Source organism: Nitrobacter sp. (genome assembly GCF_051535215.1).
Lineage (GTDB): Bacteria > Pseudomonadota > Alphaproteobacteria > Rhizobiales > Xanthobacteraceae > Nitrobacter.
The window spans coordinates 1-13770 of record NZ_JBPPLY010000031.1 but is presented as its reverse complement, the minus strand read 5'-3'; the positions used below and the strand labels follow the sequence as shown (position 1 = coordinate 13770).

Sequence of the window (13770 nt, the reverse complement as noted above, 5' to 3'; positions counted from 1 at the left end):
CTGAAAGAGGGCGATATCGTCAATGTCGACGTGACCCTTATCGTCGATGGCTGGTACGGCGATTCGAGCCGGATGTACGCGGTCGGCCCGATCGCCCGAAAGGCCGAACGTCTGATCGAGGTGACGTATGAAGCGATGATGCGTGGCATCGCTGCGGTCAAGCCGGGAGCGACGACCGGCGACATCGGCCATGCCATCCAGAGCTTCGTCGAGCCGCAGGGCATGAGCGTGGTGCGCGATTTCTGCGGTCACGGGCTCGGCCGGATATTCCACGACGAACCGAACATCATCCATGTCGGCCGACCCGGCGAAGGCGTACCGCTCAGGCCCGGCATGTTCTTCACCATCGAGCCGATGATCAATCTGGGCAGGCCGCACGTGAAGATCCTGTCCGACGGCTGGACCGCCGTGACCCGTGACCGCTCGCTGTCGGCGCAATTCGAGCACTCGGTCGGCGTGACCCAGACCGGAGTCGAGATCTTCACGCTGCCACAGCGCAGCTCCGACAACCCACCCTCCGGAGGCTGAGAACCTTCAACCCGGTCAAAGATCGCGTTGGACTGCTTGTCCTTTCGTGACTCGCATCCCTGAATGGGGGTTGCAAATACCGTCGACCACGGCAAGGTTGCGGTAACCAACCGGTTCGCCGCATCCTGATGCCCGCAGACGCCAAGAGCCCCCCAGGATTTGCCGAAGCGCCGCACTACCACGGCCATCGCGAGCGGCTGCGGGAGCGATTCCGCGACGCGGGGCCAGATGCGCTCAGCGACTACGAACTGCTCGAAATGGTGCTGTTCCGCGCGCTGCCACGCCGGGACGTCAAGCCGCTGGCCAAGTCCCTCATCGGCAGGTTCGGATCGTTCGCCGAAGTGGTTCATGCACCCGATGCCCGGCTCCGGGAAATCAGCGGACTCGGGGAAGCGGCGATCATCGAGATCAAGCTGATCGCGGCGAGCGCCAGCCGCGTAGCCAAAGGACAATTGAAGCAGCGGACGATGCTGTCGTCATGGGCCGCGGTGATCGACTATTGCCGGACCTCGATGGCGTTCGCTGACAAGGAGCAGTTTCGCATTCTGTTCCTCGACAAGCGCAACCAGCTCATCGCGGACGAATTGCAGCAGGTCGGGACCGTCGACCACACGCCGGTCTATCCGCGCGAGGTCGTCAAACGGGCGCTCGAACTGTCGGCGACCGCGATCATCATGGTCCACAACCATCCCACTACCCCCTCTTTGATCACGCTGGATCACGCACAAGCACGTTGAAACACTGACGAAATAGCGATTTCTGGGTATTGCGTAGTGGGGGCGGTTTTGGCAAATTGGGGGCTGTAAAAGGGGTAGAAAACGGCCTTCCGCTCCCAGCTAGCGATCCCTGCTTCTCCTCGACCGCTCCCAGTTCCGGAAAGGAGGAAAACGCTATGCCCGCCCTAACCGATACCGCGATCCGACATGCGCTGAAGCGCGTCGAGATCAGTCGCAAGCAGGAGAACCTCGCCGATGGCGAAGGGCGCGGTACGGGCCGTCTCGTCCTTGTTCTCAAGCCCATGCCGAAACGTGTCACCGCTGACTGGATGGCTCAGCAATGGCGGGACGGCAAACGCACCAAGAAGAAGATCGGCGCCTATCCCTCAATGTCGCTCGCGCAAGCCCGCGAAATCTACAAGCGCGACTTCGCAGACGTCATCCAGAAGAGGCGTAGCATCAAGATCGCCACCGACACTCGCCCCGGCACCGTCGCCGATCTGCTCGAGGGCTATGTCGCCGCGCTCAAGGATGCGGGCAAGCCATCCTGGAAGGAAACGGAAAAAGGCCTCAACAAGATCGCCGACACGCTCGGACGTAACCGCCTCGCCCGCGAGATCGAGGCCGAGGAAATTATCGAGCTGATCCGTCCGATCTACGAGCGCGGCGCAAAGTCGATGGCCGACCATGTGCGCTCATACCTCCATGCGGCCTTTAGTTGGGGCATGAAGTCCGACAACGACTATCGGCAGCAATCCTCTCGTCGCTTCCGGCTTCCTTTCAATCCGGCGACGGGCATCCCGACTGAACCCAAGGTCAAAGGCACTCGCTGGCTCGACGAAGACGAGTTCGTGCAGCTCTATCGCTGGCTAGAGTGCCCCGACACGCCGGTTCACCCCTCCTATCCGCGCGCTGTGCAGCTTATTTTGCTGACCGGCCAGCGCGTCGAGGAGATCGCGCGGCTCCATGTCGATCAGTGGGACGCCAAAGAGCGTATCATCGACTGGTCCAAGACCAAGAACGAGCAGCCTCACGCCGTCCCCGTGCCTCTGCTCGCCGCCGAGTTGATCGAGTCGATCAAGCCGAACGAATACGGCTGGTTCTTCCCCTCGGCCAAAGACCCGAAGCAGCCCGTCAGCCACGGCACGCTCTATAGCTTCGTCTGGCGCCAGCGGGACCGCGGCGTGATCCCTTATGCGACGAACCGCGATCTCCGCCGCACCTTCAAAACGCTGGCCGGCAAGGCGGGCGTGCCGAAGGAAATCCGCGATCGCCTCCAGAACCATGCGCTACAGGACGTCAGCTCCAAGCACTACGATCGCTGGCACTACATGGTCGAGAAGCGCGCCGGCATGGCGAAATGGGACAAATTCGTTCGCGCCATGCTGGCGAAGAAGCGTCTGAAGGCGGCCGCATGAGCCGCCCTCCAGCCAAACCGACGCCCCACCGCGCCAAGGCCGCGAAAACGGCCGCCGAGATCGACGCGCAAAGCTATACTGCCTTCGTCGGTGACTTGAAGCAGAAGATCACCGAGGCGCGCTATCGCGCCAGCCTATCGGTCAATCGTGAACTGATTCTGCTCTACTGGGGCATCGGCCGTGATATCCTGGCCCGGCAGGAGCGTGAGGGTTGGGGCGCCAAGGTCATCGACCGCTTGGCTGAGGATCTCCGCCGGGCTTTCCCTGAAATGACCGGCCTCTCGGCTCGAAACCTGAAATATATGCGCGCTTTGGCCGACGCCTGGCCGGACAGCGAATTTGTGCAACGGGTCATTGCACAATTACCCTGGGGCCATAACATCAGCCTGCTCGATAGCGTCAAGGCGACCGAGGAACGCGCATGGTACGCTCGACAGGCCATTGAACATGGCTGGAGCCGTCCGGTCCTCGTCCACCAGATCGAGAGCAATCTGTTCGCCCGCCAAGGCAGCGCGCTCACCAACTTCTCGCGAACCCTTCCTGCCCAACAGTCCGAGCTTGCCCAGCAGCTCCTCAAAGACCCTTACACATTCGACTTCCTCGCGCTCGGCCCCGACATGTTGGAACGCGACCTCGAACGCGGGCTGATCGAGCATCTGCGCTCGCTCATCCTCGAACTCGGCAAGGGCTTCGCCTTCGTCGGCAGCCAATACCATCTCGAGATCGGCGGGCAGGATTACTATCTCGACCTGCTTTTCTATCACCTTCGGCTGCGGTGCTTCGTCGTGATCGAGCTGAAGATCGAGGACTTCAAGCCTGAATTCGCGGGCAAGATGAACTTTTACCTCTCTGCCGTCGACGACCAGCTTCGGCATAGGGACGATCAGCCGACCATCGGCATCATTCTGTGCAAAGGCCGCAACGAAGTGATCGTCGAATACGCCCTGCGCGACGGCAGCAAGCCGATGGGCGTGGCCCAGTACCGTCTGTCACCCGCGCTACCGCCTCAGCTCCAGCATGAATTGCCGACCGTCGAAGAATTCGCACGCGAATTCCCGCTGATGTCAGTGGTCAAGCTCCGCATCGAGATCGAGCGCGCCCTCCGCGACCTCGCCGCAGCGAGAGGTGTCGTCGTCAATCGCCCAGTCGGCATCATGAACATGCTGCGTGACCTCGAGCGGCAGGGGCTGGCGCCGGCCAGCACCGAGCAGATGCTTGGCTCCTTGCGCGTGATGAACGAAGCCTCACACGGCGTGGACGTCGACACCGACGTAGCGAAGCGGGCGGTGGAGATCGGCACGGTCTTCTTGGCCGAGCTCAGGGCAATAGACACTGATGACTGATGCCCTGAACGAGGAGGCGATTGAGCGTCACAAACGGGAACTGATCGAGCAAGCCGCGACCCTCTATGCCGTCCAGAAGGTTTATGGCGACCAAGCCAAGGCCAAATCGATGGCCGTCTACGGGCGGCTGATCGATGCCCATTTGCTCGTGACGGGCGTCCTCGCCAGCGGCCTGTTGCGTATCAACGGCACCGTTGTCGAAGGTGACCGGACCGCTTTCGAGCGTGACGCCCTGTTCGCCGCCTTCGTGATCGGGATGGCCCCTTGTGAGACAGCGCTCGCAGAGGCCCGCTACCTGCAAGCGCACGCGATGCTGCGCCAGGAACTTGAGATACTCGCTCAGCTCAAGGCAGTTCGTGCAAACCGGCGAAAACTCAATGGCGCCCCCAATATCGCCGCCCTGGAACAATCACTCGCCCGACTCTACGGCGGGCTGTCGGCCGCCGCCCACGTTTCCCAACATGACGTCGTGCAGAGCGCGACAGAATGGGACGGCGAGATGGATGGCCTCCCCGGGCCAACGAACCTGACGCGCTACTTTCCGGAGACCGATGAAGGTCTCGCCCGACGGTCCTACGCGCTGCACATCTACATGGTCGTGCGCCTGATCGAAGAGCTCAGCATCGACCTCGCTACCCGATATGACAACGCGCGCTTCACCGAGAACGAAACCGAGGCCCTCGGCCTCGCTATTGATCTGATGGTCGCGGAGGGAATGCTCGAACTCGTCGATCCCTCCCTCCGCGAAATGCAGACTAGCGCCGTTCCAACCGGCGGTAAAAGCGCTTCTGGTTGTTGGCTGGATCAACATATGTGAAGCAGTCTGCCAGCGCATCGATGCTCTGCAGCACACCCAGCAAGGCATAAGCGTTGAAGGGAGTACCTGCGCCGGTCTCGTAGTGGCTGACGAAATTGCCAACGATCGATGGCACATGATGGTTTTGGAGATCGGTGATCTGCTGAGGCGTCAGCACACACCGATTGGCCGCATGATAAAGCTTCACTGCCTCGCCGATCGCGTCGATGTAGGTCGAGAGCGTCCGCTTGTCGCCACGGGTGGCATAGTCCGGTGGAACCGGGACCTCCAGCTTGGCGATGATCTGTCCCAGCTTGTATTCGAGATACTGCCGCAGAAACGGCGCACCAATATCGATCTGGCCAGCATTCAGATGCTGCAACGCCTGCGCCTTGAGACGATCAGCCTCTTGAGCCGATACCATGAGCCGCCCCTTCGGAGGCATGCCCTGCAACTTCTGGTGATGCCAATCCGCGGTGCCGTTCAGCTTGTCGAAGTATTTCTCCAGGCTGGTGTCATGGCTCAAGAAAATGAACTGCAGCCCGTCCGGCACTGCGCCATAGCGTAGCAACGTCCGCACCGCGTCCATCAACGCGAACTGGTGACCCGCGTCAAAGCTGGACGTCACGTCGTCAAGTACCATGAAGCGCGGAACGCCGCTGTGCTTGGTCGCAGCCGCCAGGAAAATCGCGGCTGCCACGGCATTCCGATAGCTTTCCGAGAGGAGAGCCCGGGCGCTGAGGTCCTGAAGGCCGAAGAAGTCCGCGAGCTTCAGATCAACGTTCTCGCTGTTCTGCGCCCGGCTCAGGGTCGGCTTCACATCAGGCCCGCCGCGCACGAACCGACCAAACAGATCCTGGCAAGCGGTCTGAATCTCGGCAATCCGCTCGTTAGCCAGCGCGGCCTCGGCGTCGGCGAAGCTCCGCCCGGCACGCGTGATGAACGTCTTCCAACGATTCAGAACTTTGAGCTTGTCCTGTTTCGCCTTGAGCGCTGGGGCACCGCTCTCGTATTCCAGCACGGCATCGCGGAACTGCTTTGCGAAACTGAGGATGCGGGTCACCTGCACCAATGACGGCGGCAACCGCGCCTGCAATGCGTCAGCCTCTCCCTGCACCCGAGCAAGAGTCTCGCCGCGCTGCGTTTCAAGAACCCCGAGACGCGCCTTGATGCCCTCCAGGTCGGAGGTCGCCACATCGCCCTTCTTGGCCGCCAAATCGAACGCGACGTGCAGTCGATCGCCCGTTGCGATCGCCATGGCCGCCGCCTCTTCAACCTGGCGGAGCTTCGCGATCCCAGGCGCCGTGGCGACATCCTTGACAAGTTCGGCGCCTAGCTGGGCGGCGGCATCGTATTTAGCGATCTTGCCTTCCAGCCGCGGCTTTAGGGGGGCACTGCCTTTCGCCTCGCAAACTGGACATTGATTCGGGTCGTGCCAATCGGCGCCGGACACCACAGCCAGCGCATCGCGCAAAAGGGCATGCAATGCTTCCGCGCCGACGCTGCGCACCGCTTCGTCTCTCCTTCCGGCCAGCTCAAGCAGCCGATCAAGGTCAGCCAGTTCCTCCACCGTGACTTCTAGCCCCGATAACGACGTGACCGAGGTGGTCAGCGCATCCAGCGTTTTGCGCGCTTCCCCGCCTTCCTCCTTCTCGATCGCCAGCTCCGCGGCGTCGAAATCGAGGTCCATGACCGAGGCCTCGCCGATCAATGGCTTGAGCAAGGCGATGGCGGACAAGGCGGTTGTCACCGCCGCCTTCAAATCGGAAAGTTTATCGACGGCGGCGCCTCCCGCCCCGGCGACCTCGTCGTGGGCGGCGATGACACGCCGCTCGATCGCGCTCAACGCGCGCGCCCCTGTGGTCACCTCAGCATCGAGCGCGGAGAGCCCCAGATCACCGTTGATGTTTTGCGTTCGCTTGGCGCCGTCGAAGGCCTGGCGCAGGCGCGAATATCGGCTCAGTCCCACGAGCGATGCGAAAGATCGCCCGCGCTCCAAGGCGGAGATGTCGATCAGCTTCGCGAACCGATTATAGTCAACGAGGACAAAATCCTCCTGCAGACTTGCCAGAAATTGCTGCGGATCAGCATGACCGCTGGGAGAAGTCACAAGGCGCGCGCCGTTGGCGGACCGCACCACCTTGATCGCCACATCCGGCGACCCGTCATCGCTGGCGAATATCAGGTCGACCGTCGCCTGCTGCCCGGGATGGAAGCGATTGACGATATAGCTGTCGCCCTGCTCGGCTTCCTGGAGCGCCTTCAGGCGCGGAACGATGCCGTGGATCGCGAAACAGACGGCTTCGAATATTGAACTTTTACCGACCCCGTTCGGCGCATGGACCGAGTTGACGGCGTCGGATTTGAATTTGAGGACGAGCGGGTCGCCGTCATTGTTGATCCCGCGAAAGCCCTCGATCGATAAGCTGCCTAGGAAATACCGCGTCATGCCTTGTCCTCGCCTGTTGGGTTGGACAGACCATTAAGTGCAGCCAGTACCGCCTTGTGAAACTCGCCGATCGTTGCTCGGCTTGGCGCGGTGTCACCTCCCGAATCCAGGAGATGCATATTGTCTAAGAGGATCTTCGCGCAGTCAGGATCGATTTGCTCGGCCTCAGCCTGAAACAAGGCCAGATTTTCCTCGAAAGTATTTTCCAGCTTAAACTTCATATGCCCCCCGGCTTCCGCCAAATGCACATTTATTCGATTTCAGCGCGCGCCCAACAGCTTGATGATCAAACGATTGCTTCCCATTATGGAGGCGTCGCCACCCCCTCATTGTCGCCCTTGCGAAGCTTGCGCCACGCCGGAAGGATGAACGGCTGGCCGTGATCGATCGGCACACGCATGGTGGTCTCGCCATACTCACCCGGCGGACCCAGCGCCACGACCTGACGGCTTTGATACGAGCAAGGCTCGTCTGCCGGCGCGACCGTGTAGCGCTCCGGCAATCTCCTCAAGACAGAGGTCTGATAGATCCAGATGTCGTTGCCCTTGAGAAGAACGATGAGCTGTCGGATACGCCGGCGAACCGCGATCTCCGTAGCTGGGGGAATGTCCACGAGAATATCGCGTTGCGACCAGGACAAGCCGACGAGGATATCGAACAGTTCCTGCGCATAGGCACCCGTTTCCTCATCAAGCGTCGTCTCGATGATGCAGGCCACGTCGTGTGAGCGAGCTGCCTCGGTATAGAGCGCGCCTTCATCCGTGGTCGCTCGGGCGATATCATAGTCGTTGCGGGCTATGAGCCGGTCTTCATCCTCCATCAGCGCGGAGAAGACATCCGGCGCACTTCCCGTCGGCGCCGTCTCCAAAGGCTCCGAGACGAGGATGACCCGCTCGCGGTGAACTTGCAGCGCTTTTGCCAGCCGATCGGCCGTTGTTACTGCAATCGGCGCATTCTCATTTTCGATCATGCGAAGCATTCGAACGCTGACCCCGATTTCATTCGCCATTTCCTTTTGGGTCGACAGTCTCTCAAGTTGCTCCCTCAAGGCTTTCACAACCTTCCCGTTCGGCACGACCTTCTTCATCTCAGCCTCATTCCGCGTTTTCGATGATCCAAATCTACACGGAGACGCCACGCAGCGTGAGGCAGCCGACCGGAATCGGAGCGGCACACGAGCGGCGAACCGGCAGACTAAGCGATTCAACGTGCGGTGCCCTTGACTAGGCATTTATGACCGGCCATTTATGCCCGGTCAAGGAGGCCTATCATGCTTCGCTACAATCCGGAGAAATTCGCTTCGCTGTCGGAGTCCGACATCGGTCAGCGCATTTGGTCGTTTCTCACGCGGCCTGCCATTATCGCTCGCCTTGAGACAGCCTCAGAGCTCGGAAAGCCCGCCGTCGAAGGCATTGAAGAACAACTTCTGGAGGAGTTCCGCGAAGACGTCCTGATTGACCGCGTTAAGCAGATGGTCGGCCACATGGTCAGGCAGATATTAGAGCAGCGCGATTGGGTTCTCGACCAAAGCGACGTGAAGGTTCAGTCGGTGCCCTTCAGCAAGGCGGCACGGTACAGGCGGCCCGACTGGATCACCTTCCATGCCTTTCGCAATAGGAAGGACCACCGCGATGTTGTCATCACCGACCGACGCCAGAACGCGCCACTGCCGAAGGACGCTCGCTGGACCTTCTACGCTACCTTTGCGAGCCCCCTGAAGGCGGCTATCGCGTTCGGCGTCAATGATACCCCCAAGCTTCGCCGACAAGTGCAGACCCACGGTTTTCACCGCGTCCACATCCCGCGAATGCTGCGCCGCGCTTAATCGAGAAGGTATGAGCGCATGGTGCAATTCAACGACTGGTGTGACGGAGCCGATACTCCACTCGGCAACCACCACCTCCACATCAAGACCGGCCGCGCCGTCGATCGCCCGACAGGCGTCCAGCTGACCGCCACAGCGGTGCCTGGTCACTATGCGGCCGAAGAGCGAGTCGCCCGCGCATTACGTCGCCTCGGCAGGCCGGGGGCTGCCGACCTAGTCACAGGGTTGTTGCCTCAGACAAAGCAGATCCGTTCCGGCGATCTCGGTGAAATCTACGCGACCGAATGGATCGACGCACATAGCGGCTATCGCGTGCCGATCAAACGTCTGCGGTGGAAAGATCATCGCAACATGGCAATGCGAGGAGACGATGTCATCGGCATGATCCTTGACCAGGCCACTCAACGGCTCCGTTTTCTCAAGACTGAGGCCAAGAGCCGTGCCTGTCTCCGCGCGCAGACCCTTACGGAGGCGCGCGCTGGTCTGGACAAAGACAATGGACGGCCTTCATCGCACGCGCTGTCATTCATATCAGCGCGCCTGCTTGAACTCGCGAACGAGCCCCTGGCAGACGCAATCGACGACGCACTGGTGCGTCACGGCATCCCGTTGGCGAGTGTCCAGCATCTATTGTTCACGTTCTCGGGCAACTCGCCGCAGGCGTTGCTGACGCAGTCGCTTCAAGCCTATCCCGGGCAGATCAACCAGTGGGGCGTTGGTCTCCACGTCGACGGCCATGCGGCCTTCGTCGGCGCTGTCTATGATCGTGTGATCGCGAATGCCAACCAACCCTGACGCCATTTCAGCGGCCATTACCGAGGCGGCCGCAGCCGGTTTTCGAGGCAGGCTCATCGCGCAAGGCCAAGCCCGCGCCATGATTTGGCGAGGCGGCGTCCTTCCACCCGACGCGCCGCAATTCTCGCCGCAACTCAGCTACGATCTTCACAGCTACGCCTACGGACTACTTGGCCTTGGCCTGCGAATGCTGGAGATGAATGGCGATCCCGCCCAGGCCCGGGTCGCCTTTGTACAGGCGGCAACCGCCCTAGAGTCCGTCATGGCCAAAGGTAATCGCGGCGAGTCGGATCGGGACTTCCATTTCGTGATGGCAGCCGCCAGCTACCATCTCGCTCAGCTTTCGGCGCGGGCCTATTCGCTCCTCGCAATCGTCGTAAACGAGGAGAACTTCTCGCCGCTTGAAAGGACTCTGGCGCTGCTGATGCGCAGGAACATCACCACCTTGCGTACACTTGTGCATGATTATCGTCTGAACGGCGAAGGATCTGACGCACGGATCACCGGCTTGTTTCAGGCGCGGATCGCTGAAGAAAACAATGAACCGGCTGACCAAGAAGCTCCTGAACGCAATGGTCATGACTTCCTTTGGGAAGGCCTAGACATCGCCCTCACCGACAACTTCTTCGGCGCTATCTCGATCTTCCTTTTGGCGCTCGACCGGGGCGAACGTGCCTTGGTCGATCAGGCGATCGGACGCCTACGGGAAAGCCTCGCCATCTGTGCAGAGCTCAACCTGCTTCCGCAATGGTGGGCTCATCGCATCGCGATCCATCTTCTGTCCGATCTCTGGTCCAATACGTTTCATGAAAAGATCCCCTTGATTCCCACAGGCGGTGCCGCTGCCGACTGGCTCGGCTTGCGATCACTTTTCATCGCCTCTCTTGGCGCCCGGCCAAAGGCTGAAATCGACCTCTGGCCATCGCAGATCGAGGCGGCGGCTCGCGCCGTCAATCAGTCCGATAATCTCGTCGTCTCACTGCCGACCAGCGCCGGCAAAACACGTGTCGCGGAGCTATGCATTCTTCGGTGCCTTGCAGGGGGCCGGAGGGTCATGTTTGTGACACCGCTAAGGGCTCTCTCAGCCCAGACGGAAGCGAACCTCCAACGTACCTTTGAGCCACTCGGTAAGACAATTTCGGCCCTTTATGGGAGCATCGGCGTCTCCGGCTTCGATGAAGACGCTATTCGGGAACGCGACATCGTGGTCGCCACACCGGAGAAGATCGATTTCGCGCTTCGCAATGATCCTTCACTGCTCGACGATGTCGGTCTTCTGATTTTCGACGAGGGCCATATGATCGGCCCAGGCGAACGTGAAGTTCGTTACGAAGTCCAAATTCAGCGCTTGCTTCGCCGACCTGACGCCGATCAGCGTCGGATCGTGTGCCTCTCGGCAATCCTCCCAGATGGAGATCAGCTGGAGGATTTCTCCGCATGGCTGCGCCGCGATCAGGCTGGCGGGCCTGTCAAAAACGATTGGCGCCCAACGCGTCTCCGTTTCGGAGAAGTCAGTTGGAATAGCCCGAATGCACGCCTGAACCTCCGTGTCGACGGCGAACGCCCGTTCGTGCCTCGGTTCTTTACTGGCTTCATTCCGCAGCTTTTCGTCAAACCAAAAAGGAAGCGAACGAAGATATTCCCCTGCGACCAACGAGAGCTTTGCCTCGCCACGGCTTGGCGCCTGGTCGAAGACCGGCAAACGGTTCTCATCTATTGCCCGCAACGCCGGAGCGTGGAGCCATACGCCGAGGTCATCGTCGATTTGCACGAACGCGGCGCGCTGCCGTCGCTCCTAGAAGTGGACCCTGCGGTGCTCCAGACGGCCATCGCTTTGGGAGAGGAATGGCTAGGCCCAAATAGCGATATTTTGAAATGCCTCCGGCTCGGCGTTGCGCTCCATCACGGCGCTCTGCCCACCGCCTACCGGAAGGAAGTCGAGCGTCTCCTTCGCGACGGCATCCTCAAAGTCACGATCTCGTCGCCGACCCTTGCCCAAGGGCTGAACCTGTCGGCCACCGCTGTCGTCATGCACTCGCTTTATCGCAACGGCGAGATGATCAAGGTCTCGGAGTTCAAGAATGTCGTTGGGCGCGCCGGCCGAGCCTATATCGACGTCGAAGGCCTTGTCCTTTTCCCGATCTTCGAGGATCGACGGAGCAAAAAACATAACGAATGGGTCCAGCTAATTGGAGACCCGGGCGCGCGAGAGATGGAAAGCGGCCTGATCCAATTGCTCGCGGCCCTTCTCCTGCGCATGCACAAAATCGTCGGCGGCGACCTCAATCATCTGACGGAGTACGTCGTCAACAACGCGGCTGCTTGGAACTTTCCAGAGGTGCCGGGGGAAAAGCCTAAAGACCGGGATGACGCGCGGAAGCAATGGGAAACGCACCTCGCGACGCTCGACACCGCAATCCTCAGCCTCATTGGCGAAGAAGATGTGCCGGATGCCGACATCGAGGCGACGCTCGACGCGATCCTACAATCATCTTTATGGCAGCGACGGCTTCTGCGAACATCGAACGAAGCTCGCACCGCTTTTAAGTCCACGCTGCTGACCCGAAGTCGGTATATCTGGGCCAACTCCACCCCAGCGAAGCGCAAGGGCTACTTCCTTGCGGGCCTTGGCTTGGCAGCAGGCCAAGCTCTGGATGCCGTGGCACCGGAGGCCAATCAGTTGCTTGTTGAGGCGAACGGCGCTTTGCTCATTGGGGATAGCGATGTGGCGATCGCTGCGATCACCGGCATTGCCGAGCGTGTATTCCCTTTCCATCCCTTCTCGCCGGATCCGCTACCCGGCAATTGGCGGGACATTCTGCGCTTTTGGCTTCGCGGAGAGCCTCTGGCTGCCTTGGTCGCCAATGGCGATGGTGACGGCTTGCGGTTCATCGAAGATGGCCTTGTTTACCGGCTGCCGTGGGCCATGGAGGCGCTACGCGTTCGAGCGGCCGCAAATGGCGATGTCGTTGGCGGTCTCGGCGCGGTTGCCACGTTAGAAGATCATGAGCTTGGTCTAGCACTTTCGGCGGTCGAAACCGGCACCATGAACCGGTCGGCCTCGATCCTGATACAAGCTGGATTCAACTCGCGCCTCGCCGCTATCAAAGCCGTAAATGACACCGGGGCGACATTCGAGACCGGGCACGACTTGAGAATTTGGCTCCGCTCGCCTGAAGTGGCCGCTTTTGTCGACCAGCCGGACTGGCCAACGCCCGAAACACGAAGCCTTTGGCTCGATTTCGAGCAGGAGTTCGCTCCAGGCGCCAGCCAGACTTGGTCGGAGCGAACCTACTTGGCGAATGTAGACTGGACCACGTTGCCGCCGCCTCCAGGATCACCGGTTTCCCTGTATCACTGGAATGGCCAGCCTCTCGTCCTGTCCCCCGAAGGATTGTCACATGGCGTCCTCCCTTACACATTGAACGCAGGTCGCCGTGGGCTTCTACGGGCCACAGTCGCGGCACAAGGTGGACAACTCGATCTCGTCTATCTCGGCCCGGATGACCTTTGGAATGTGTAGGAGGGCGAATGATGAAGCCCTTCGCGTCCGCTGCGTTCACGCTGTTCGTCGAGACCCTCCGGTTCCGTGGCTGACGACAAGACTCGAAGACCGGCGTCGCCGAACTGCCTCCAGCTCCGAATCCCCGCCGTTTGGAAGTGAATGGCCCGCTAATGGGAAATGTGGCCGCAATCTGGGAGCCCGGGAGGGGAAAGCCTTCCCCTGCGGCCGAGCCCACGGTCTCGGCCGACCCCTTCTGCGGGGACACCCCCAGGCTGTGCAGAAACTCTCCCTGATGTCGCTGGGCTTGGATCTCGCCGGCTAGCGTTGGCGTGGCGCGACACAATTCAGCATCGTGCTACCTCGGGTTTGACAGAGTGAGCCCGATAGCTTTCGAA

At 60.7% G+C, this 13770-nt stretch carries 11 protein-coding genes; 8 read left to right on the top strand and 3 right to left on the bottom strand.

Annotated elements, in window-relative coordinates:
- From map to ACS3WB_RS15995, 5 genes are all read left to right on the top strand, one after another.
- A partial coding sequence (map, locus tag ACS3WB_RS16015) for a type I methionyl aminopeptidase (protein WP_438276466.1) occupies window positions 1–528 on the top strand: 528 nt, incomplete at its 5' end.
- 128 nt (window positions 529–656) lie between these two features.
- Window positions 657–1265 (top strand): JAB domain-containing protein, encoded by a 609-nt coding sequence (locus ACS3WB_RS16010; RefSeq protein ID WP_438276465.1) that lies wholly within the window; start codon window positions 657–659, stop codon window positions 1263–1265.
- Between the two features lie 155 nt (window positions 1266–1420).
- Window positions 1421–2662: a tyrosine-type recombinase/integrase gene (locus ACS3WB_RS16005; RefSeq protein WP_046845549.1), complete on the top strand. Its 1242-nt coding sequence runs from the start codon at window positions 1421–1423 to the stop codon at window positions 2660–2662.
- Window positions 2663–2757: 95 nt separating this feature from the next.
- Window positions 2758–4005, top strand: a complete 1248-nt coding sequence (locus ACS3WB_RS16000; protein ID WP_244465970.1) for a PDDEXK nuclease domain-containing protein — start codon at window positions 2758–2760, stop codon at window positions 4003–4005.
- Window positions 3998–4822, top strand: coding sequence for a hypothetical protein (locus ACS3WB_RS15995; RefSeq protein WP_046845548.1), 825 nt, complete (start codon window positions 3998–4000; stop codon window positions 4820–4822). Before ACS3WB_RS16000 ends, ACS3WB_RS15995 begins: the two co-directional genes overlap by 8 nt.
- Here the strand turns inward: ACS3WB_RS15995 and ACS3WB_RS15990 are convergent.
- The 3 genes from ACS3WB_RS15990 to ACS3WB_RS15980 all read right to left on the bottom strand — a co-directional run bounded on the left by ACS3WB_RS15990 (window position 4761) and on the right by ACS3WB_RS15980 (window position 8337).
- Window positions 4761–7250 (bottom strand): AAA family ATPase, encoded by a 2490-nt coding sequence (locus ACS3WB_RS15990; protein ID WP_046845547.1) that lies wholly within the window; start codon window positions 7248–7250, stop codon window positions 4761–4763. The two genes, ACS3WB_RS15995 and ACS3WB_RS15990, sit on opposite strands and share 62 nt — an antisense overlap.
- Entirely contained in the window at window positions 7247–7471 is a 225-nt protein-coding gene (locus tag ACS3WB_RS15985; protein WP_046845546.1) for a hypothetical protein, read from the bottom strand. The genes ACS3WB_RS15990 and ACS3WB_RS15985 overlap by 4 nt, the downstream gene beginning before the upstream one ends.
- An 83-nt stretch (window positions 7472–7554) precedes the next feature.
- Complete coding sequence (locus tag ACS3WB_RS15980) at window positions 7555–8337, bottom strand: helix-turn-helix domain-containing protein (RefSeq protein WP_046845545.1); 783 nt, start codon at window positions 8335–8337, stop codon at window positions 7555–7557.
- 183 nt (window positions 8338–8520) lie between these two features.
- On the opposite strand from ACS3WB_RS15980, the gene ACS3WB_RS15975 reads away from it, so the two are divergent.
- The 3 genes from ACS3WB_RS15975 to ACS3WB_RS15965 are packed head-to-tail and all read left to right on the top strand — an operon-like array spanning window position 8521 to window position 13393.
- The gene (locus ACS3WB_RS15975; RefSeq protein ID WP_046845544.1) at window positions 8521–9075 is read left to right on the top strand and encodes a hypothetical protein; all 555 of its coding nucleotides are present in this window, start codon (window positions 8521–8523) and stop codon (window positions 9073–9075) included.
- Between the two features lie 18 nt (window positions 9076–9093).
- Window positions 9094–9870 carry a Hachiman antiphage defense system protein HamA gene (locus ACS3WB_RS15970; protein WP_046845543.1) on the top strand — a complete coding sequence of 259 codons (777 nt, stop codon included), beginning with the start codon at window positions 9094–9096 and terminating at the stop codon, window positions 9868–9870.
- On the top strand, window positions 9854–13393 hold the full coding sequence (locus ACS3WB_RS15965) for a DEAD/DEAH box helicase (protein ID WP_046845542.1): 3540 nt from the start codon (window positions 9854–9856) through the stop codon (window positions 13391–13393). The genes ACS3WB_RS15970 and ACS3WB_RS15965 overlap by 17 nt, the downstream gene beginning before the upstream one ends.
- Window positions 13394–13770 lie beyond the last annotated feature (377 nt).